This is a genomic window from Microbacterium sp. LCT-H2, from assembly GCF_001866135.1.
In the GTDB taxonomy this organism is placed as follows: Bacteria; Actinomycetota; Actinomycetes; order Actinomycetales; family Microbacteriaceae; genus Microbacterium.
Map to the genome: position 1 here is coordinate 324096 of NZ_MODW01000003.1, position 21301 is coordinate 345396.

At 70.9% G+C, this 21301-nt stretch carries 22 protein-coding genes; 10 read left to right on the plus strand and 12 right to left on the minus strand.

Annotated elements, in window-relative coordinates; all coding sequences use genetic code 11:
* Nucleotides 1-5: 5 nt before the first annotated feature.
* On the minus strand, nt 6-905 hold the full coding sequence (locus BK819_RS10190; protein WP_071329022.1) for an SDR family oxidoreductase: 900 nt from the start codon (nt 903-905) through the stop codon (nt 6-8).
* Nucleotides 906-1017: 112 nt separating this feature from the next.
* On the minus strand, nt 1018-1356 hold the full coding sequence (locus BK819_RS10195) for an ATP-dependent DNA ligase (RefSeq protein ID WP_071329023.1): 339 nt from the start codon (nt 1354-1356) through the stop codon (nt 1018-1020).
* Between the two features lie 198 nt (nt 1357-1554).
* Between BK819_RS10195 and BK819_RS10200 the strand changes: the two genes are divergently transcribed.
* The gene (locus tag BK819_RS10200; RefSeq protein WP_071329024.1) at nt 1555-2088 is read left to right on the plus strand and encodes an FHA domain-containing protein; all 534 of its coding nucleotides are present in this window, start codon (nt 1555-1557) and stop codon (nt 2086-2088) included.
* Here the strand turns inward: BK819_RS10200 and BK819_RS10205 are convergent.
* Nucleotides 2064-2741, minus strand: a complete 678-nt coding sequence (locus tag BK819_RS10205; RefSeq protein WP_071329025.1) for a DUF6766 family protein — start codon at nt 2739-2741, stop codon at nt 2064-2066. The genes BK819_RS10200 and BK819_RS10205 overlap by 25 nt on opposite strands.
* A 265-nt stretch (nt 2742-3006) precedes the next feature.
* Between BK819_RS10205 and BK819_RS10210 the strand changes: the two genes are divergently transcribed.
* On the plus strand, nt 3007-3516 hold the full coding sequence (locus tag BK819_RS10210) for a CinA family protein (RefSeq protein ID WP_071329026.1): 510 nt from the start codon (nt 3007-3009) through the stop codon (nt 3514-3516).
* A 4-nt stretch (nt 3517-3520) separates the two neighbouring features.
* On the opposite strand, the gene BK819_RS10215 is transcribed toward BK819_RS10210, so the two are convergent.
* The 6 genes from BK819_RS10215 to phnD are packed head-to-tail and all read right to left on the minus strand — an operon-like array spanning nt 3521 to nt 10005.
* On the minus strand, nt 3521-4609 hold the full coding sequence (locus tag BK819_RS10215; RefSeq protein WP_071329027.1) for an alcohol dehydrogenase catalytic domain-containing protein: 1089 nt from the start codon (nt 4607-4609) through the stop codon (nt 3521-3523).
* 10 nt (nt 4610-4619) lie between these two features.
* Nucleotides 4620-5327, minus strand: coding sequence for an HAD family hydrolase (locus BK819_RS10220; protein WP_071329028.1), 708 nt, complete (start codon nt 5325-5327; stop codon nt 4620-4622).
* Entirely contained in the window at nt 5324-6463 is a 1140-nt protein-coding gene (locus BK819_RS10225) for a TIGR03364 family FAD-dependent oxidoreductase (protein WP_071329029.1), read from the minus strand. The genes BK819_RS10220 and BK819_RS10225 overlap by 4 nt, the downstream gene beginning before the upstream one ends.
* Entirely contained in the window at nt 6460-8229 is a 1770-nt protein-coding gene (phnE, locus tag BK819_RS10230; protein WP_071329030.1) for a phosphonate ABC transporter, permease protein PhnE, read from the minus strand. Before phnE ends, BK819_RS10225 begins: the two co-directional genes overlap by 4 nt.
* Entirely contained in the window at nt 8226-9053 is an 828-nt protein-coding gene (gene phnC, locus BK819_RS10235; RefSeq protein WP_071329031.1) for a phosphonate ABC transporter ATP-binding protein, read from the minus strand. The genes phnE and phnC overlap by 4 nt, the downstream gene beginning before the upstream one ends.
* A gap of 28 nt (nt 9054-9081) precedes the next feature.
* On the minus strand, nt 9082-10005 hold the full coding sequence (phnD, locus tag BK819_RS10240) for a phosphate/phosphite/phosphonate ABC transporter substrate-binding protein (protein WP_071329032.1): 924 nt from the start codon (nt 10003-10005) through the stop codon (nt 9082-9084).
* A 170-nt stretch (nt 10006-10175) separates the two neighbouring features.
* Between phnD and BK819_RS10245 the strand changes: the two genes are divergently transcribed.
* On the plus strand, nt 10176-10919 hold the full coding sequence (locus BK819_RS10245; protein WP_071329033.1) for a GntR family transcriptional regulator: 744 nt from the start codon (nt 10176-10178) through the stop codon (nt 10917-10919).
* Nucleotides 10920-11134: 215 nt separating this feature from the next.
* Here BK819_RS10245 and BK819_RS10250 read toward each other — a convergent pair whose 3' ends face one another.
* The gene (locus BK819_RS10250) at nt 11135-12277 is read right to left on the minus strand and encodes a sensor histidine kinase (RefSeq protein WP_071329034.1); all 1143 of its coding nucleotides are present in this window, start codon (nt 12275-12277) and stop codon (nt 11135-11137) included.
* 226 nt (nt 12278-12503) lie between these two features.
* Here BK819_RS10250 and BK819_RS10255 point away from each other — a divergent pair, with 226 nt between their 5' ends.
* Complete coding sequence (locus BK819_RS10255) at nt 12504-13157, plus strand: response regulator transcription factor (protein ID WP_256209438.1); 654 nt, start codon at nt 12504-12506, stop codon at nt 13155-13157.
* Between the two features lie 9 nt (nt 13158-13166).
* Here BK819_RS10255 and BK819_RS10260 read toward each other — a convergent pair whose 3' ends face one another.
* A complete protein-coding gene (locus tag BK819_RS10260; protein WP_071329036.1) occupies nt 13167-14030 on the minus strand; it encodes an EamA family transporter in 864 nt (287 codons plus the stop codon).
* A gap of 227 nt (nt 14031-14257) precedes the next feature.
* Between BK819_RS10260 and BK819_RS10265 the strand changes: the two genes are divergently transcribed.
* Genes BK819_RS10265 through BK819_RS10275 form a run of 3 tightly spaced genes read left to right on the plus strand, consistent with a single transcriptional unit; the run spans nt 14258 to nt 17612 of the window.
* The gene (locus tag BK819_RS10265; protein ID WP_071329037.1) at nt 14258-15541 is read left to right on the plus strand and encodes a M18 family aminopeptidase; all 1284 of its coding nucleotides are present in this window, start codon (nt 14258-14260) and stop codon (nt 15539-15541) included.
* A 44-nt stretch (nt 15542-15585) separates the two neighbouring features.
* Nucleotides 15586-17025 carry a cytosine permease gene (locus BK819_RS10270; RefSeq protein WP_071329038.1) on the plus strand — a complete coding sequence of 480 codons (1440 nt, stop codon included), beginning with the start codon at nt 15586-15588 and terminating at the stop codon, nt 17023-17025.
* Nucleotides 17022-17612, plus strand: a complete 591-nt coding sequence (locus BK819_RS10275; protein ID WP_256209439.1) for a cysteine hydrolase — start codon at nt 17022-17024, stop codon at nt 17610-17612. The genes BK819_RS10270 and BK819_RS10275 overlap by 4 nt, the downstream gene beginning before the upstream one ends.
* Nucleotides 17613-17850: 238 nt before the next feature.
* On the opposite strand, the gene BK819_RS10280 is transcribed toward BK819_RS10275, so the two are convergent.
* Entirely contained in the window at nt 17851-18561 is a 711-nt protein-coding gene (locus BK819_RS10280) for an MBL fold metallo-hydrolase (RefSeq protein ID WP_071329039.1), read from the minus strand.
* Nucleotides 18562-18639: 78 nt separating this feature from the next.
* Here BK819_RS10280 and BK819_RS10285 point away from each other — a divergent pair, with 78 nt between their 5' ends.
* From BK819_RS10285 to BK819_RS10295, 3 genes are all read left to right on the plus strand, one after another.
* A complete protein-coding gene (locus BK819_RS10285; RefSeq protein ID WP_071329040.1) occupies nt 18640-19164 on the plus strand; it encodes a TetR/AcrR family transcriptional regulator in 525 nt (174 codons plus the stop codon).
* Between the two features lie 298 nt (nt 19165-19462).
* Nucleotides 19463-20314 (plus strand): tryptophan 2,3-dioxygenase, encoded by an 852-nt coding sequence (locus BK819_RS10290; RefSeq protein WP_071329041.1) that lies wholly within the window; start codon nt 19463-19465, stop codon nt 20312-20314.
* Entirely contained in the window at nt 20314-21300 is a 987-nt protein-coding gene (locus tag BK819_RS10295; RefSeq protein ID WP_071329042.1) for an amidohydrolase family protein, read from the plus strand. Before BK819_RS10290 ends, BK819_RS10295 begins: the two co-directional genes overlap by 1 nt.
* Nucleotide 21301: the final 1 nt, after the last annotated feature.

The following is a 21301-nucleotide window of genomic DNA, read 5'->3' on the forward strand; positions in this document are numbered from 1 at the left end:
GCGGATCAGAGCGGCTTGCCACCCGTCACCGCGAGGACCGCGCCGGATACGTACGACGACTCCGCCGAGGCGAGGTACACGTAAGCACCGGCGAGTTCCGCGGGCTGCCCCGCGCGTCCGAGCGGGGTGTCCTGACCGAACGTCTCCAGGCGCTCCGGCCCCCATCCGGTCGCGGGGATCAGCGGCGTCCAGATCGGACCCGGTGCGACGGCGTTGACGCGCACGCCGCGCGGCCCGGCCTCCTCCGCGAGCGCCTTGACGAACGCGACCTGCGCCGCCTTCGTCATGGCGTAGTCGATGAGTCCCGGCGACGGCTGCGCCGACTGCACCGACGAGGTCACGATGATGCTGGATCCGGGCTCGAGGTCGGGGAAGGCGGCACGGGCCGAGAACACGAGGCCGGCGAGGTTCGTGTCGAACACGCGGCGCATCTTCTCGGTGTCGAGGTTCTCGAAGCCGTCGATGTCGTGCTGATAGGCCGCGTTGAGGACGAGCACGTCGAGGCCGCCGAGCTCGCGGCGCGCGCGGTGCACGGCGTCGGTCGCGAAGGCCTCCGCGCGGACGTCGCCGGGGATGCTGACGCCGGTGCGACCGGCTTCGCGGACGAGCGCGAGCGTCTCCTCCGCGTCCGCCTGCTCCTCGGGCATGTGCACGATGGCCACGTCGGCTCCCTCACGGGCGAACGCGATGGCGACGGCGCGGCCGATGCCGGAATCACCACCGGTGATGAGAGCGCGCCGCCCCTCGAGCCGCCCGTGGCCGACGTAGGACTGCTCGCCGTGGTCCGGCTCCGGGGTGGTCTTCTCGGTCAAGCCCGGCTGGTCCTGGCTCTGCGCCGGGAAGCCGTCCTCGTGGTGGGCGTGTCGGGGGTCGGTGAGGCCGCCGTCGCGGGTGGTGTCGGTCATGTCCGCTCCTCCTGTCATGGGGCTGTCGATCAGGTCGTGATCGAGCCTCGTGGCTCCGGAGGAGGGACGGCAGGGGGTTGACAGCCCGGGGCGGTCTCCGCGACAGCAGGTGTCAGCCGGCGGAGGGGACGTCGCCGTGCGGGGGCTCGGCGCCCTCGGCGGGCTCCGGGACGAGGTAGAGCCCGCTGGGGGAGTTCGCGGTGAAGGCGAGCGCTTCGACCCAGGCCCGGTTGACGGCGGGCTGGCGGCTGCCGAAGTACTTGAAGACGAGCGAGCTGCCCGGCTGGATCCAGACGGTGGTCCGGCCGCCCCCGACGCCGGCGTCCTCGCGCCAGCTGAACGGGAAAGGCTCGCCGCGACGCAGCTTGGCCGTGATGACGAGCTGCAGGTGCGTGAGCGCCCGATCCTCGATCTCGGTCTTCACGCTGCCTTCGTAGATGAACTTGCCCATCGGGTGATGCTCCTCGGTCGGGTGGTCCTCAGCCCGGCAGACACTGCCGGGATCGGCCTATGGGTAGAGGGTAAGCCCTCGGACGGGGCGCACGGCAAATCCGTCTGCAAGAGCGACGCGGCGGCCGAAGTCAAGGCCCTGCGCACGATCCGCGCGGCGATTAGCCTCGAAGCATCGACACCCGAGGAGGGCACCGCCATGACTGACCGCCACATCGACGACCGTCCCGAGGAGGGCTACACGCCCGGCACCACCCACGCCGAGCGCGGCGCCGGCAACCCGCGACTGCGCGTGCGGCGCGACGACGAGCGCACGGAGTTCGCGCTCGATGTGGAGGAGGTCCGCATCGGTTCCGCCGCCGGGAACGAGCTGCGCCTGGCCGACACCGAGCCCGTCCATGCGACGGTCGTGCACGACGACCGCGACGAGTACGTCGTGACCCTGCACGCCGACGGCGAGATGAACTCGAACCCTGACGCCGACGCGACCCACCCCGGCGAGCGCACCGAGACGCTGCGTACCGGATCGCGTTTCACGGTGGGCCCGTGGGAGCTGGTCTTCGCCCGCGAGGAGTTCGCCGACCACGGCCGTCCGTTCGGCGGACGCCAGGGCGGCGAGTACTCCGACCAGCCGCTGCAGGAGGCACGTCCTGGCTACGACGCCGACGACGAGCGGTTCTCGCAGGCCGACGTCAACGACGAGCGGTCTCAGTCGGACTCCCGGGACGACTGATGGTGCGGTGTGCCGACGGGCTTCGACTCCGCTGACCCCCGCTGGCGGAGGTAGATCGCGAACGCGACCATCGTCCCGACCGCGAGGAACTCGGACTGCCAGTTCTGCAGCGTGCGGTCCCAGAAGTCGGAGCTGGTCACGTAGTCGCCCCAGCTGATCGCGGCGAGGCCGTGCATCGCGTTCTCCTCGTTCATGACCACTGTCCCGGCGAGCGACTGCGCGAACCAGGACAGCACGAACACCGCCCCCATCACGAGCAGCAGCGAGTTGCCGAACACCGCCGCTCGCCACCCGCCCGCCCGGGACCACCGCGGAGAGTCCGGGCGGGCGTGCGCGCCGACGAGCTGATCCGCATCGCTGCCCGGCCCCTCGTCGCCTGGCTTCTTCGACTCCGGCGACCCCTTCTGCACGAACCAGATCGTCGCGGCGATGAAGAGGAAGAACTGCAAGAACTCCGACTGCCAGTTCTCGGCGACGTCCACGGCGAAGTCCGAGGACCAGAGGAAGTCGCCGAGGCCGATCGTGGGCTGCCCGTGGTCGAGGAGCTCGTCGTTGTTCCGGAAGTACCCGGCGACGGCCTGGCCGGCCAGAGCCAGCACGAAGAGCGCGAGGAAGAAGAGGCTGAGGGCGTGGTCCTTGATCCGCGAGCCCATCGTCATCGCCCTCCCAGCGGCAGGCCGATCATCACGGCGAGTCCGACGCCGATGATCCCCGCCCAGGTCCAGAAGACCGCCCGCATTCCCGCGGTGTCCCGCGCATCCTCCGCCATGTCCGCCTCCTTCGTCGCTGTGACTCCCTCGACGATGGCGCCCGGGACGATGGCCCTCCAGGGGCTTGACGCGGACGCCGTTGTCAATCCCCTGCGACTCGGCGCCGCCGGGTCCGTAGCGTAGGGGAACCGACGAGAGGAGCGCCCCGATGACCGCACCGAACGAGACCCCCGACCTCGAACACCTGGGCGAGCTCGCCCGCAGTCGTGGTCTGCGCGTGAGCGTGGCGGAGTCGCTCACCTCCGGACGCCTCGCGAACACGATCGGTGCGGGCGAGGGAGCCTCGGGCTGGTTCGCCGGCGGCATCGTCGCGTACTTCACGGAAGTCAAGGAGAGGGTGCTGGGACTGACCCCGGGGACCGACCCGACCTCCGCCGCCTGCGCCGAGCAGCTCGCCAGCGGGGCGCGCGAGCTCTTCGACGCCGACATCTGCGTCTCGACGACCGGTGTGGGCGGACCGGGCCCCGAGGGCGGCCACCCCGCGGGGACGGTGTACCTCGGCTGGGCGACCGCCGACGACGCCGGGCACCGGAGGCTGGCCCTGACCGGCGACCCGGACGAGATCCTGTCCGCGAGCGTCGACGCCGCGGTGCGGCTGCTCGCCTTCCACGCCGAAGGGCTGCACCCGGCAGGTCCCCGGCGCACCGGGTCCGACTGAGGGCTCAGCGCCCCGGCACCAGCCCCACCCGCAGCGGGGCGCTCGGCGCCGCGGCGTCCGTGAGGGCGGCGTCGATGTCGAGCAGCGGTCGCACGCTGCCCACGGCTTCGGCGAACGGATATGCGCGCCCGCGACCCGCGAGGAACGACGCCGCCGCCGCGAGGTCGTCGGCGCGGTAGTTGTGCACGCCGGCCACCGTGACGAGCCGGCGGACGAGATCCTCCGCGTCCAGCGGGACCGGTGCGGCCGGGAAGACGCTGCCGACGAGGACGACCGTGCCGCCGACGGCGACGCCGGCGAGGGCCTCCCCCACCGCATGCCCCGATGCCTCGATGACCACGTCCGGGTCGCGGTCGAGCGCGGTGGCCCCGAAACGGGAGGCGAAGGCCCGGCGATCGTCGTCCGGATCCCGGACCTCGACGACGGCACCCTGCTCGGCCGCGATCGCCGCGGCGCTGACCCCCACCAGTCCCGCGCCGTGGACGCGCACCGCGGCGCCGTCGAGATCGATGTCGCGGGCGGCCCTCGCCACAGCGGCCCACGCGGTCGCCGTCGCGCAGCCGGCCGGAGCCAGCGCCGCGGCGGGCAGCGCCTCCGGCACGCGCACGATCGCGGTACCGGCCCGCAGCTGCACGTGGCTCGCGAACGCCCCGGCCAGGTCGCCGTGGGCGCCGACCCGGTCGTGGCCGTACTTGCCGAGGTCGCGGCACTTCTGCGTGAGGCCCCGCCGACAGCGGTCGCAGGTGCCGCACGACACCGTGACCGACCACACCACGCGGTCGCCGATGCGCAGCGGGGTGCCGTCCACCGCCTCCGCACCGTCGTCGCCCATCGCGATGACCCGCCCGACACTCTCGTGCCCGAGGACGAGAGGGGCGGGCGCGGGCCGCCGCCCCTGCACGGTGTGCACGTCCGATCCGCAGATCGTCGACATCTCCACCGCGACGAGCACGTCGCGGTCCCCGAGTGCGACCCCGGGGACCGCGATCGTCTCGTGCGGGTGGCCCTCGCCGATCCAGACCATCGCGGTGGCGGCGGGGCGCAGCGCGACGTCCCTCCGGTGACCGGGTGGGCGGATGAGCAGCGTTCCCATGACCCGACCCTCAGACGGAGGCGACGGCAGGAAGGAGTTCGCGCTGGGCCAGAGCCCCACGCAGAGCCGTGACGTCGGAGAGCACGGCGTGGGCCCCGGCTCCGCTCAGGGCCGCCCGGTCGTGCGCCCCGGTGAGCACGCCCGCCACGAAGCCGGCACCCGCACGGCGGCCCGACGCGACGTCGCTCACGGTGTCGCCGGCGACGGCGACGGCCTGCACCGCGGATGCTCCCGTGCGCAGAAGGGCGGTGAGGACGAGGTCGGGCGCGGGGCGTCCGCGGCCGGCATCGACCGGGGAGAGCGCGAGGTCGACGAGTCCTCCCCACCCGAGCCCGTCGATGAGCGCCTGTCGCGTGACCGGAGCGAATCCGGTGGTGAGGACGACGGTCAGCCCCGCGTCCTTCAGCCCCTGGATCGCGTCCGCCGCTCCAGGGATCTCCGCGACGCCGCTCTCGGCGACGATCTCGGCGTATGCGGTCTCGAACGCCGCGGTGGCCTGCCGCGCCGCGCTCGCATCGCTGCCCGCGAGATGGAGGAAGACGTCGAACTTGGACTGCCCCATCGTCTCCCTGACGTAGCCCAGGGCGTCTTCCCAGGGCAGCCGCGCAGCGACGCCGGTGCGCTCGGCGGCGCGCTGGAACGCCTGCTCCACCACGCCGTCATCCACGACGGTGGTGCCGGCCATGTCGAGGACGACGAGTTCGATCGGAGTGGTCATGGTGTTCCTTCCAGAGCAGGGGTGCCGCCGAGGGCGGTGGTGAAGTTCAGGTCGGCGAGCCCGAGGCCGCAGGTCATGCCGATGCCGGTGGTCGCGGCGAGCACGAGGGCACCGTCATCTCCGCGGTCGACGAGGAACTCGCCGGGGGCTTTCGCGTACACGCCCTGCCAGCGCTCGATCACCCGAGGCGCCGTCCCCTCGAAGAGGGCTTCGGCCTCATCGAGGAACGCGGTGAAGGCGGCTTCCGGCTGGAACGGCGAGGGGGCCGCGTCGGTGACGTGCGAGTCGCCGAGGATGAGCGTGCCGTCCGGCATCTGCGTGTACATCTGGTTGAGATCGAGGGCCGCGAGGTCGGGGCGTTCGGCGTGCAGGCGCTCGCGGAGGGTGCGGGCCTCGGGGCTGTCGGCGAACCTCCCGTACCGGATGAGGGACCAGCCGGTCAGCAGGGGCGCGGTCAACGGTCGAGGGAAGGAGACGGCCGCCCGCATCATGTCCAGCGCACAGCGCACCACCCCGTGCCGTTCCGCGATCTCGGGAAGCAGCTGGTCGATGTCATGATTCACGGCTACGACCACCGCCCCGGTGTCGATCGCCCCGCGCGTGGTCTCCACCCGTCCCGCGCCGAGGGCCGTCACGGCGGTGCGGAAGCGGAATTCGACGCCCTGGGCTGTCAGGTAGCGCACGATCGCGGTCGCCGCCGTGCGCGGGTCCGTCTGCAGGTCGGCCTCGATGAGGGCACCACCGACGAGCCCGTCCCGGCGCAGCGGCGCACGGCGGAGGAGCTCGGCGGCCTCCAGCATCCGGATGCCGCCGTCCTGCGCCGCCGCGGAGAGCACGGCGAGCTCGTCCTCGTGGCGCGCGGCCACGAGGGTGCCCGACTCGCGGAGCCAGAACCCCGCGTCGCGGGCGAGCTGCAGCCAGAGCTCACGGGACGCATCCGCGTACCGCCGTGCCTCTCCGCCCTGCGCGCCGATGCAGAGGTGGCCGAAGTTGCGGATCGTGGCGCCGGTCGGGGCGGCGCTGCGCTCGACGACGACGACCCGGAGCCCGCGGCGCACGGCGGCGAAGGCGGCGCCGAGACCGACGATGCCGGCCCCCACCACGACGAGGTCGGGATTCTGCTTCGCCCCGGTCATCGGAACACCTTCCTCATCCACATCGCGAGCCCCTCGACCGCGAGCACGGTGACGAGGATCATCAGGACGATCGCGGTGACGGTCTCGTAGCGCGAACCCTGGCTGGCGTTCAGCAGGTAGTAGCCGACCCCGCCGCCGCCGACGATGCCGAGGATCGTGGCCGCGCGGATGTTGGTGTCGAGCATGTAGAAGCTGTGCCCGATGAGGGCTCGGGTGCCCTGTGTCAGCGTGGCCGACGTGTACGTCTGCATCCGTGTGGCGCCCACCGCCCGCAGCGCGCGCTCGGGCCCGCGGTCGACCTCCTCGAAGGAGTCGGCGATGAGCTTGCCGAGCAAACCGATCCCGCCGATCGCGAGCGCGATGACGCCGGCCTGCGCGCCGAGACCCGTGATGACGACGAGGACGATGGCGAGGATCAGCTCGGGGATGCCGCGGATGCCGACGAGCAGCAGACGGGCGGTGCCGCGCCCTGCGGCATGCGGGGCCACGTTGCGCGCGGCGAACGAGCCGAGCAGCAGCGAGGGCAGGAGGGTGAGGACGGTGGCGGCGAGCGCGATGGCGACGGTCTCCCGCATGGCCTCCAGCATCGCGACCGTGTCGTAGCTGCCGAACGACGGCGGCCAGAAACGGGCGGCGACGTCGGGCAGCTTCGCCCAGAAGGTGAACAGGTCGGACCAGGTGATCTGGCTCACGACGACACTGCCGACCACGACGAGGACCGCGACGATCCCGGCGGCGGTGTGGCGCATGCGTTGCGCGGTCCACGGACGACGCACCGCGGTCTCCGGGCTCGCCGCCCACGCCGGGCGGCCGTCGGCGGGCGCCTGCGACCGCCGAGGCAGGCGCGGGTGCACGATGCGGTCCATCCACGACCGGGTGTGCTTCTGCTCGCCGAGCATCGCGCCGCGCACCGTGCTCGAGACGATCTCCATCACGATGCAGAGCACGAAGATCACCAGCGCGATCCCGAGCCCCTTGCCGTAGTTCAGCGCCTTGAACGCATACGACATCTCGAGCCCGAGGCCGGCGACGCCCACGTAGCCGAGCACGACGCTCCCGCGCAGATTGATGTCGTTGCGGTGCAGCACGGTGGCCACCCAGCTCGGCAGCACCTGCGGGAGGATGCCCGCGGTGAACTCCTGGAGCTTCGAGCCACCGGCGGCGCGGATCGCGAGACGCGGCCCTTCGTCGATCTGCTCGATGGCATCCGCGAACATCTTGGAGATCATGCCGATCGAGTGGATGCCGATGGCGAGGATGCCCGGCAGCGTGCCGAGCGAGAACATGAGCACGAACGCCATGGCCAGCACGACGTCCGGCAGGGCGCGGGTGAGGACGCCGAGGAACCGGGCGGCCGCGCGCCACCCGGCGCCCGGGGTGGTGTTGGCGGCGGCGAGGAAGGCGAGGGGCACGGAGAGCACGGCCGCCAGCAGCGTGCCGACGAGCACGAGGCCCACGGTCAGGGCGATGAGCCAGGCGAGGTCGGCCGGCGCCGGGAAGGAGAGTCCGCCGACCCGGGCGAGGAAGTTCTCCGCGTTGCCCCAGCTCTGCACCATCGCGGGGATCGAGATGCCCACATCGCGCACCGCGAGGATCCCGAGCACGACGAGGACGACGAGGGTGAGGCCGGCGGCGATGCGCTCCGCCGAGAGCGTCCGCTTGGGCGCGCGCTCCGCGACGCTCCCCCTTCGCTGGTTCGCTGCGCCGCCTCCGTGGGTCGCTGAGCCTGTCGAAGCGCCCCGCGTCGAGGCTTCCACCGCCGTCATGACGCCGCCACCGTGGTCACGGCATCGACGAGCTCCACCTGCACGGCGCGGATCTCGGCCGTGGTCGTCGCGACGCGGCCGTAGATCTCCATCACCTCGGCCTTGGTGAGTCCGTCCGTCGGAGTGTCCAGGACGACTTCGCCGTGCCGGAGCCCGACGATCCGGTCGGCCCAGCTGATCGCGAGGTCGACCTGGTGCAGGCTGCACACGACGGTGAGTCCTTCGTCGGCGGCGATCTCGCGGATGAGGGCCATCACCTGCTCGCTCGACTCCGGGTCGAGGGAGGCGACGGGCTCGTCGGCCAGGAGGATCGCCGGCTTCTGCATGAGGGCCCTGGCGATGGCCACGCGCTGCTGCTGGCCACCGGACAGGGTGTCGCTGCGCTGGTAGGCGCGGTCGAGGAGGCCGACGCGGTCGAGGTGCTCCAGCGCGGTCAGCTTCGCCGCGCGGGGGTAGCTCCACAGCCCGAGCCGCGGGCCGCGCATCCGCGAGAGCGACCCGGTCAGCACGTTCTCGAGAACGGTCAGCGATGGTACGAGCTCGAACTGCTGGAAGATGAAGCCCACGCTGCTGCGGAGCTGTCGCAGCGCCCGGCCCTTCATCGAAGGCACGGACGCGCCGAGCACCTCGACGGACCCGGAGCTGGGCAGCTCCAGGCCGTCGAGATGCCGCAGCAGCGTGGACTTGCCGGAACCGGAGAGCCCGAGCAGCACGACGATCTCTCCCCGCGCCACCTCGAGCGTGACGTCCTTGAGGGCGGTGGTGCTGCCGAAGGTCTTCGTGACGCCGGCGAGGCGGATGAGGGTGTCGGATGCCGCGGTCATGGCTTCTCCTGTCGTCAGGCGCGGGGCGTCAGCCCTGGCACTGCTCGGCGTCAGTCTCGGCGCAGATGTCGCGGATGAGGTCGTAGTACGCGTCGTCCACCGGCTTAGTGGCGAAGAACACGCTGCGGAACGCGTCGGAGTCCGCGCTGTCGATGCCCGCCGCGATGATGTCGTCGATGGTGACCTCGCCGAGGGCGTCGACGAGCTGCTTCGCCACGTCGTCCGGCAGCGACGACGAGTAGACGAGCGGAGCACCCGGGACCATAGTCTCGGCGATGACCTTCACCTTGTCGGACTTCTCGACCTCGGAGTCCTCGGCGAAGCCGGCCTCGCACTCGACGCCCTCGCCGACCTTCTGCACGCTCACGTCGTGCTTGCCCGCGAACACGGGCGTGATGTCGGTCTTCGGGTCGACGCCCGCCTCGAGGAGGTTGTACGACGGGAAGAGGTAGCCGGAGGTGGACGAGGGGTCCACGAAGCAGACCTTCTTGCCCGCGAAGTCCTCGAGGCTGGAGATGTCGCTGTCCGCCGGCACGATCGCCTGCGAGTAGTAGCCGGGCTCCTGGCCCTCCTCGGTCACGATGGAGGAGATCGGGGTGAGCTTCGCGCCGTTGTTGGTCGCGGTGACGTAGGTGAACCCCGAGAACGAGGCGACGTCGACCTTGCCGGCGACGGCGGCCTCGATGAGCGCGGCGTAGTCGGTCGACTCGTGGTACTCGACGCTCTTGCCGGTGACCTCGGCGATGTAGTCCATGAGCGGCTGGTAGTTCGTCTCGGTGTCCACCGAGTCGGGGACGACGCCGAAGACGAGGGTGTTCTCGTCCACGGCGAATCCACCGGCGGACTGTGCGTCGCCAGGGGCGTCGGTGGCATCGGCCGATCCGGAACAGGCGGCGAGGCCGAACGCGAGGATCGCAGCGCCGGCGAGGGCGGGGAGAGCGCGGAGCTTCATGAGGACCTTTCAGGGTGGGAGGAGTGATCCAGGGACGACTCTCCCAGCCCTCGGGCCGACATGTATACCTATCTCGGAAGAGTTCAGGCGGCGTTCACCCGCGATTCTCTTGGATGAACGGCCCTACAACACGGGGACTCCGGGAGCGGCAGACGAAGTAATGTACCTATGTGGCCGAACCTGTGTACACCCAGATCGCCGACGACCTGCGCGCGCGGATCGTCGACGGCACGCTCCGGCCCGGCGACGACGTACCCACGGAGGCGGAGCTCGCGGAGCGCTGGCACACGTCGCGGGGTCCGATCCGCAACGCGCTGGCGGCCCTCCGCGCCGAGGGGTTGATCGAGACCGGTCGGGGGCGCCCTGCCCGCGTGGTGGCGCGCAAGGCGAATCAGGCGGTCGACGTCTCGGTCCCGTTCACCCGCTGGGCGCGGGATCTCGGCGTCACGCCGGGCGCGCAGACGCAGGAGTTGAGCCTGCGACGCGCGGGCGATCTCGGACCGGCACTGGGCGTCGGACCCGACGACACGATCGTGAGCGTGGTACGACTGCGGCTGCTCGACGGGCGGCCGACCATGCTGGAGCGCCTGGCCTACACCGAGGACGTCGGGCGCCGGCTGTTCGAGGTGGACCTCGACGAGGTGTCGATCACCGAGCACCTCGCGTCGGTCGGACACCCGATCGTCACCCTGCAGCACGTGATCGATGCCGTGGCCGCCGATGATCAGGACTCGGCGCTTCTGCGCGTGCCTCGCGGCACGCCCATCCTGCGGCTGACGCGGACGTCCAGGGACGCGGAGGGGCGCATCTTCGAAGCGTCGGAAGACCGCTACCTCAGTGAGGTGGTGCGCTTCACGGTGGCGGCGTCCGGGAGATCGACGGACGGGCACTTCATGAGAGCGGTGGGCGGATGAGACCCGGAGACAGATTCGCGACCGCGGGCGCGGGAGTCTAAGAAGCCAGAAAGATCGCGCCCGCGATCGCAGCGCTGGGGACGCTTTATCTGGGGAGCCTTCAGGATATGTCGGCTCCGCGCGGCCGCTGAAGTGCCGAATGTCGAGACACTCGTAGACTTTCGTCTACGGTCTCAGGCCCGGGATCACGGGCTTCATCTCAGGATACGCGGGGCTCACACCACCGGCAACACGGCGGACACGAGCCAGTGTCCGTCCACTTTACCGGCGCTGAACTCGCCACTGGCGCCCATGACGCGTTCGGCCATGCGCCCGAGCCCGGTCCGGCTGGAGGAGAGCTCACGACGCGGCGTCGTGGGCAGCGGGCTGCGCAACGACAGGTGGGCCTTGTCGTCGTCCACCGCGAGACGGATCTCGACGGTGCCGGGACCTGCGTACTTCAGGACGTTCGTGGCCGACTCGCGCACGATCCGCGCGAGCACGATCTCGACGGCACGAGGGATCCGTTCGTCGCCGGGGTCGCCGTCGAGGATGACATCGTGCCCTGCTGCTTCGAACTCGGCCTGCGCCTCCTCGACCGCAGCGACGAGGTCGCCCGTCGGCATGCCCGCAGCTCGCGGGCCGTCGTCGGCGAGGTCGATCACGAAGCGGAGGTCTGTCATGGCCTTGCGGGCGGCGACACGGATCGCCTCCCGGGAGCCGTCGCTGGCGTCGGGGTCTTCGAGCATCTGCACGTGCAGGGACACCACCGTGAGGTGGTGCGCGATGCTGTCGTGCAACTCGCCGGCGATCCATCGTCGCTCGGCGAGGACGGCTTCCCGTTCCTGCTCGGCCGCAGCCTCCAGCTGACGCTCGAGTCTGCTGCCGCGGGCGAACGCCAATCGGAGGGCGAAGCCGACGGCACCCGCGACTGCGGCGAAGACGAGATAGAGGGCGACGTTCACGCCGGAATCCGCATCGCCGAAGGCGACGATAGCGGCAGAGACGAGAAAGGCCCCCGTGTAGGACAGGATCAACGCGGTCCACCCGAGTCGCATGACCAGCCCGGCCGCGACAGCGGCGGCGGTCAAGACCTGGGATTCGGTTCCTGCCAGAAAAGAGAGGGCGAACACGACGCCGAGGGCGCATGTCGCGATGAGGGGTTTCCAGAGATAGAGGGCGAACACTGCCGACGACGCGATGCTCACCAGGACGGCCGCGGGATTCACACCCGGGGCGACGATGAGGCCGATGACGTCGACGGCGACGGTGATGGAGATGATCGCCAGAACGACGATGCGCTCGATGGGAGTGAGCTTCTCGCCTCGAACCAGTCGGAGCGAATCCGCGGAACCGCGAATCGAATGGTCGAAGGCCATGGTTCACTATCTCCTATTCGCCAGGTACTCTAGCGGACGAGACCAAAGAACTTGCCAACCTGCTGCCAGAAAGTCATTACATTCACCTCCGTTCTAGTGCCGTTTGTCGATGTCTGTATTCATCTTCTCGGCGGCGCGCGGAGCGCACATCTGGCGTTCGTCCAGACCTCGATAGCCAAAGGTCTACATCCTCAGAGCGCCCGCTTCACGCCGTTAGGCTTCCTCCATGCAGGAAATCCGCGTCGTGATCGTCGATGACGATCCTCTGGTCCGCTCCGCGCTGTCGCACTTCGTGTCGCGCGCGCCCGAGATCACGGTCGTGGCGCAGGCAGAGGACGGCCGGGAGGCCCTCACGACGGTCGAGCGCGAGAAGCCGGACGTCGTGATGATGGACGTCCAGATGCCGGAGATGAACGGCATCGAGGCGACCGCGGCGATCGCCGAGCGGTGGCCCGACGTGCGCGTCCTCGCCGTGACGACGCTCGATGGCAGCGACACCGTCCTGCCGATGCTGAGCGCCGGCGCCTCCGGCTACCTGCTCAAGGACTCCAGCGCGGAGGAGATCGTCACGGGTGTGCGCGAGGTGTTCGCGGGAGCGAGCTCGCTGTCCCCCCGCATCGCGTCGATGCTCATCCGCCACGTGCGCGACTCCACGCCCACCGCGGCCGCGGAGACCCTGGAACCGCTCACCGAGCGCGAGGAGGAAGTGCTCCAGTGCCTCGCGAAGGGCATGTCCAATGCCGAGATCGCCAAGGCGCTCATCGTCTCGGAGGGAACCGTGAAGGCCCACCTCGGTCGCATGATGTCGAAGTGGCACCTGCGCGACCGCGTGCAGATCCTCGTCACGGCCGCCCACGCCGGCCTCGTCACCTTCCGCTGAACCGCGGCGTCAGAGCGCGAGCAGCACGATCCCGACGAGGACGATCAGTGAGGCGCCGATCCGCCATCCCGGCTGGGACTCCCGCAGGACGAAGGCGCCGAACAGACTCACGAGCACGACGCTGACCTCCCGCAGCGGTGCCACGAGCGCCACCGGAGCGATCTGGATCGCGGTCAGCACGAGGATGTACGACAGCGGGGACAGGATGCCGAAGGCCAGGATGCGCCGCCACTGCGTGCGGCCCAGCGCCAGGACCGCAGCCCATCGTCCGCGCACCGCCACGGAGTAGAACGGCACCTGCAGCAGCGTGGTGCCGACCATGAACGCCACCGGGGACAGCTCCCATTCCCGCACCGCGTGAGCATCCCAGATCGTGTAGACCGCGATCGCCACGCCGGTGAGGGCGCCGAACAACAGGCCGGGGTCGATGCGGCGCCCGCTGCCCGCCGGACGACGGTCGACGAACCCGATCGCGACCACACCGGCGATCACCGCGGCGACGCCGACGAGCGCCAGGGCCGAGGGGCGTTCGCCGAGCAGGAGCACGGCGACGATCACGGAGAGGAAGGGGCCGGTGCCGCGTGCCGTCGCATAGACGGTCGACAGGCTGCCCTCCCGGTAGCCGCGCTGCAGCACGGCCATGTAGGCGACGTGCAGGACCGCGGAGACGGAGACCCCGAGTGCGAACGAGCCGAGGTCGGCCGCACCGAGTCCGCCCGTGAACGGCACGGCCCCGATCCAGACGGCGGTGCTGGCGACCGCACCCCACCACAGGAACGGCGAGCCGGCGCGGCTGATGCCGTGCGCGATGACGTTCCAGGACGCGTGGGCGATCGCGGCGGCGAGGACGAGGACGAGAGCGACAGCGGACATGGCAGACCCTTCCCTCCGCCGCGGGCGCGACGAATCGGGTCCTCCGGGCTTTTGTCCTGTCAGATGACGGCCCTCCTGCGGAGGAGGACCGTGGCGCCGCTCGGACCAGACGGGTGCAGACCCCGGAACCCTAGGCGCTATCGCCACCACCCTATCCCCGACCGGGAAGGGCGCGGTGACCGGGCGCGACTACGCTCGAAGGACACCCCGCGCAGGAAGGTCATGCCATGCCCGTCACCCCGGACGCCCTCGCCCACGCCGAGGACCTCGCCGACTTCGTCGCCGCTTCGCCGTCGAGCTACCACGCCGCCGCCGAGACGGCCCGCCGTCTGGAAGAGGCCGGCTTCGCGCGGCTGCAGGAGGAGGACGCCTGGCCCGCGCAGCCCGGCGGCCGGTACCTCGTGGTCCGCGACGGCGCGACGATCGCGTGGGTGGTGCCGGAGGATGCGACCGCCAAGACGCCCGTGCACGTGTTCGGGGCGCACACCGACTCCCCCGGCTTCAAGCTCAAGCCGCAGCCGACCACCGGAGCACGCGGCTGGCTGCAGGCCGCCGTCGAGGTGTACGGCGGTCCGCTGCTGAACTCCTGGCTCGACCGGGAGCTGCGCCTCGCCGGCCGACTGGCCCTCGCCGACGGCCGGGTCGTCCTCGCCGACACCGGCGCGCTGCTGCGCCTCCCCCAGCTCGCCATCCACCTCGATCGCGGCGTCAACAACGGCCTCGCGCTCGACAAGCAGACCGAGACGCAGCCGGTGTGGGGCCTGGGGGATCCGACCGAGGCCGATGTGCTGGGCGAGCTCGCCGACTCCGCCGGAGTGACCGCGGCGGAGATCCGCGGGTACGACGTCGTCGTCTCCGACGCCGCGCGGGGTGCCGTGTTCGGCAAGGACGACGCGTTCTTCGCCTCCGGCCGGCTCGACGACCTCGCCTCGGTGCACGCGGGCGTCGTGGCCCTTGCGGCTCACGAGCCCGCCGCGGGCGCGCCCGTCGCGATCCTCGCCGCGTTCGATCACGAAGAGCTCGGCTCCGAGTCGCGCTCCGGCGCCGCGGGCCCCTTCCTCGAGGATGTGCTGGAGAGGCTCTACCAGAGGCTCGGCGCCGACGGTTCCGCCCGCCGCCAGGCGTACGCGTCGTCGTGGTGCCTGTCCAGCGACGTGGGGCACTCCGTCCACCCGAACTACATCGGCCGGCACGATCCCGTCGTGCAGCCCGTGCTCGGCTCCGGACCCATCCTCAAGCTCAACGCCAACCAGCGCTACGCGACCGATGCGGTCGGCGCCGCGTCCTGGCGGAACTGGTGCGATCGGGCCGAGGTGGTGACGCAGGAGTTCGTCTCGAACAACAGCGTGCCGTGCGGCTCGACCATCGGCCCGATCACCGCGACCCGGCTCGGCATCCGCACGGTCGACGTGGGCATCCCGATACTCTCGATGCACTCCGCCCGCGAACTCGCCGGGGTCTCGGACCTGCACGACCTGACCCGCGTGGCCGGGGCCTTCTTCGCCGGCTGAATCGGGCCGCGCGGAGTGCGCCCACACAGTGCCAGGATGTGAGGATGACCGACATCAGGCCGGCTCTCATCGAGCGTGCAGGCATCGAGATCATCCCCGAGTCCGAGCGGACCGCCCAGCCCCGCGACCTGTTCTGGCCGTGGTTCGCGGCGAACGTCTCGGTGTTCGGGATGTCGTACGGCTCGTTCGTGCTCGACTTCGGCATCTCGTTCTGGCAGGCGACGGTGGTGTCGGTCGTCGGCATCGTCGTGTCATTCCTGCTGTGCGGCCTCATCGCGATCGCGGGCAAGCGGGGGTCGGCGCCGACGATGGTGCTCTCCCGAGCCGCGTTCGGCGTGCAGGGTCAGAAGGTCCCAGGGATCGTGTCCTGGCTCACGTCGATCGGGTGGGAGACGTTCCTCGCGATCATGGCGGTGCTCGCGACGGCGACCGTCATCACGCAGCTCGGCGGCGACGGCGACAGCCTCTGGCTGAAGATCCTCGCCACCGTCATCGTCGCGGCGCTGATCGTCGCCGCCTCGGTGCTCGGCTACCACACGATCATGCGGCTGCAGTCGGTGCTGACATGGATCACCGGCGTCGTGACGATCGTCTACATCATCCTCGCCGCGCCGACCATCGACCTCGCCGCGGTGCTGGCCCGGCCGGACGGCGGCATCGGCCAAGTGGTCGGCGCGCTCGTCATGGTGATGACCGGATTCGGGCTGGGCTGGATCAACATCGCCGCGGACTGGTCGCGTTACCAGAAGCGCACCGCGTCCGACGGGGCGATCATCGCCTGGAACACCATCGGCGGCTCGGTGGCACCGGTCATCCTCGTCGTCTTCGGTCTGCTCCTCGCGGGATCGGACGCCGAGCTCATGGACGCGATCGCCGCGGATCCGATCGGTGCGCTCGCGAGCATCCTGCCGGTCTGGGTCCTCGTGCCGTTCCTGTTCACGGCCGTGCTCGCGCTCGTCTCCGGCGCGGTGCTCGGCATCTACTCCTCCGGCCTGACCCTGCTCAGCCTCGGCATCCGCATCCCGCGGCCGTCGGCGGCGGCGATCGACGGCGCGATCCTCACCGCGGGCACCATCTTCGTGGTGTTCTTCGCGACCGACTTCCTCGGCCCGTTCCAGAGCTTCCTCATCACCCTGGGCGTGCCGCTGGCCTCCTGGGCCGGCATCCTCATCGCCGACATCCTGCGTCGTCGGAAGGACTACGACGAGGCGGCCCTGTTCGACAGCCGCGGCCGCTACGGCGCCTGGGACTGGACCTCGATCGGCACCATGGTCGTCGCGAGCGTGATCGGCTGGGGCCTCGTCCTCAACGGCTTCGCGGACGCCGCACCGTGGAACAACTGGCAGGGATACCTCCTGTTCCTCGTCGGCGGGACGGACGGGGACTGGGCGTACGCGAACCTCGGGGTGTTCGTCGCCCTCGTGCTGTCATTCCTCGTCACCTGGTTCGCGCGGGCGGGGAAGATCCGGCGGCAGGAGTCGTGAGCCCTTCGACAGGCTCCGGGACCCAGGAGGCGGCAGGCACCGGAGCCGAGAGCTGGCTCGTGGTGATCGACCCGCAGGTGATCTTCGCGTCGCCCGACTCGGCGTGGGGCTCGCCGTTCTTCGCCGACGCGATGACGAACATCCGGCGCCTCGCGGACGCCTTCGGCGAGCGCGTGCTCGTGACCCGGTGGCTTCCGACGGCCGACCGCTCCACCTCCTGGGGCGAGTACTTCGCCGCGTGGCCGTTCGCCGACCGCCCCGCCGACGACCCCTTGTACGCGCTGGTCCCCGAGGCGGAAGGCCTGTCTCCTCATCCCACCGTGGACCTGCCGACCTTCGGCAAGTGGGGCCAGGAGCTCGAGGCCATCGTGGGTAACGGCGGTCGGATCGTGCTCGCGGGTGTGTCCACGGACTGCTGCGTCGTGTCCACCGCTCTCGCCGCCGCGGATGCCGGGGCACGGGTGACGCTCGCCGCCGACGCCTGCGCCGGCTCCACGGCCGAGAACCACGTCGCCGCCGTGCAGGTCATGTCCCTGTATCCCCCGCAGATCACCGTGACCGACACCGCCACCCTCCTCTCCCCCTGACCCCGGCCCCGCCCCCGCGCCCCGCACCCGTGCGGGACGGAATTCGCACCTCCGCACACCGTTTCCCGCCCGTTTTCGATCCCGCACCCCGGCGAGCTCTCCCAGCGGGACGGATTCCGCCCCTCGCGTGGGTCCACCGGGCACGGTTTCGATCCCGCACGGAGCCTCCGTCGCGGGACGCGAAACGCACCTCGGCAGCCGCGGGGAGGAGCGTTATTGAGCCCGACTGGGGCGAGGGTCAGGCGTGGGCGCGGACCGCGGCGGCGATGTCGGCGGGAGATCCGTGCCAGGGCGCACCATGGCCGGGAAGGACCCACTCGGCGTCGAGCGCCGCGAGACGGTCGAGCGAGGCCAGGGCTTCCGCGGGCGCGTCGGTGAACGGGGCCGGTTGCGCGCCCTCCTCCCCCGTGAGCACATGCCGCGTGGTCAGAGCGTCGCCGACGAACACCGCGCGGACCGCCGGGATGTGCACTGCGACACTCCCCGGCGAGTGCCCCGGGAGCCCCACGACGACCGGGGCCCCGGGGAGGTCGAGCACATCACCGTCCGCGACCTCGGACACCTCGGTGACGTGGCGCGTGCGGACCGCACTCTTGCGGAGGCCGTAGGCCAGGAACCCGAGCATCGGACCGAGCCGGGCAGGACCCATCGGGGTCTTCGGCTTCTCCCCGGTACGCACGCGGTGGGCATCAGCACCGTGGATGAACACCGGTACGCCGGACTCGCGACGCAGTCGTTCCGCGAATCCGATGTGGTCGCTGTCGCCGTGGGTCAGCACGAGTCCGCGGATGTCGGACAGCGATCGCCCGATCGCGGCCAACTCCCGCTGCAGGTCATGCCAGTGCCCGGGCAACCCGGCGTCGACGAGGGTGATGCCCTCGGGCAGGTCGATGAGGTACGAGGCGACGATGTCGTTGCCGAGGCGGTGGAGGTGGGGGGCGAGCTTCATGATGATCCTCTCGGGCGATTGCGATGGCTACGTTACGTAGCTATCATGGCTACTGTCAATAGCCATCGAGGAGGATCCATGCCCACCCCCGAGCGCACATCGATCGATGCCATCGTCGCGGCCGGCCAGGAGATCATCGAGGCCGAGGGTCCTGCGGGTCTCACGATGCAGGCGGTCGCGGAGCGTGTGGGCGTGCGCGCCCCCTCCCTCTACAAGCGCGTGCGCGATCGCGAGGCCCTGCGCGCCGCGGTCGCCACGGCATCCGTCGATGCCCTCGCGACCCGGCTCGAGGCGGCCGGCGACGACCTCTCCACCCTCGCCCGGACCTATCGCACCTTCGCTCACGCGCACCCGGAGGGATTCCGCCTCATGTTCAACGCCGCGGTCTCCCGCGAGAGCCTGGAACGCTCCGCCGCCCCCGTCATCCGCGCCTGCGCCACCGCGGTCGGCGAGACGGACGCCCTCGACGCCGCGCGTCTCTTCACCGCCTGGGCCACCGGATTCCTGCAGATGGAGCTGTCCGGGGCGTTCCGACTCGGCGGTGATGTCGACCGCGCCTTCGAGTACGGCCTCCGGCGCCTCATCGGGAGCCTCGCCGGGTGAGGACGCCCGTCCTTCCCAGTCCACGACGGCGGATGCCGACGCACTGAGGCCGTGGACGGCGCCGCATCGTGCTGCGGGAGACTCCGCCGGGGCCCAGCTCGCCAGCCAGTTGGGGACGCTCATCACGAATCCGTCCCCCGGTCGTGCGGGCAGACCTGGGCACGGGCGCACGAGCCGGGCACGGATGCACGACCGAATCGGGGAGATACCCGTGCAACTGTCTCCGGATCGTGCAGGTGAGCCGAGACCGGACATAACAAGTCTGTGACGACCGGCACGGAAGTGATATGTTCGCGGGATGCACACCGAGAACGAACGCGCACTCGAGTCCGGGATCGTCACGGACCTCTCCGGCCGCATGACCTACGGCTCGTATCTCGCGCTCGACCAGCTCCTCACGGCACAGCATCCGGTGAGCGACCCGCAGCACCACGACGAGATGCTGTTCATCATCCAGCACCAGACGACGGAGCTCTGGCTGAAGCAGCTGCTGCATGAGCTCAGCTCCGCCCGGGAGCTGCTCGCGGCCGACGACCTGCGCGAAGCCCTCAAGCGCATCGCCAGGGTCAAGCGCATCCAGGATGTGATGACGCAGCAGTGGTCGGTCCTGGCGACACTGACCCCGACGGAGTACGCCCAGTTCCGTGGCGCGCTCGGCAACTCGTCCGGCTTCCAGTCGGTGCAGTACCGCGCCGTGGAGTTCGCGCTGGGCAACAAGAACGAGAAGATGCTGAGCGTCTTCCGCGACCACCCCGCGAACCTCGCGCTCCTCACCGCCGAGTGGGAGAAGCCCACGCTGTACGACGAGTTCCTCCGCTACGCCTCGCGCCGCGGGCTCCCCGTCCCGCGCGAGATCCTCGACCGGGACGTGCGGGAGCCGTACCGCGAGACCCCGGCCCTCGTGCCCGCCATCCGCGCGATCTACCAGGACCCGCGCACCCACTGGGACCTCTACGAGGCCTGCGAGGACCTCGTCGACCTCGAGGACAACTTCCAGTTCTGGCGATTCCGCCACCTCAAGACCGTGTCCCGCACCATCGGGATGAAGGTCGGCACGGGTGGATCGAGCGGCGTCGGCTTCCTGCAGCGTGCCCTCGACCTGACGTTCTTCCCGGAGCTCTACACCGTCCGCACCGAGATCGGCTCCTGATGCGCGCGGCGACGTTCTTCGACGGTGAGCGCTGGCGCGAGGGCGTCGCCGGGCTCGGCGTGGACGGGCGCCCCCAGCTCCGCGATGAGGCGCCTTCCCCCGGCACCCCGGCCCTGATCGGACGCATCGTCGGCGGCTTCACGGACCACCACGTGCATCTGCAGCTCGTCGACCATGCGCTCCTCGCCTCGTCGTGCCTCGGTCGGGTGGTCGACCTCGGCGGCGATCCGTCCACAGTCGCGGGGATCGCCCGGCACCACTCCGGAGATTCGTCGACCCGACACGGATCTGGAGCGTCGCGCACCGTCCACTACGCCGGCGCGTTCCTCACTCCTCCCGGCGGTTACCCTTCGGACCGCGCGTGGGCACCGGCAGGTTCGGTCCGGGAGATCGCCGACTCCGCGGCGGCGGCGACCGTGATCGAGGAGCTGGCGGCGGCCGGCGCCTCCGGCATCAAGGCCGCGAGCAACAGCACCGCCGGCCCGGTCCTCTCCGACGCCCTCTTCCGCGCGATCGTCGAACTCGCCGCGGCGCACGGCCTCCCCGTCGTCGCCCACGCGGAGGGCCCCGGCGAGGCGCAGCGCGTCGTCCGCCTCGGAGCGACGCAGCTCGCGCACGCTCCGTTCACCGAGCGTCTGGACGACGAGGAGATCGCGGAGCAGGCCGTCCAGTCCGCCTGGATCAGCACCCTCGCCATCCACGACCCCGCCGCGAGGGCCATCGCGATCGACAACGTCGCCCGGTTCCACGCCGCCGGCGGCACCGTCCGCTACGGCACCGACATGGGCAACGGCCCGACCCCCGTCGACCTGAACCCGACCGAGATCGCCGCCCTCCGCACCGCCGGCCTCGACGACGAGGCTCTCCTCCGCGCCCTTGCGCCCGTCGACCCGCTCGATCCCCGCTCTCTCCTCCTCCTGCTGCCACCGGGATCCGCCGATCCCCTGGCCGCCCGCCCGCTCACCCCCGCCGACCTGAAGGTGTGAC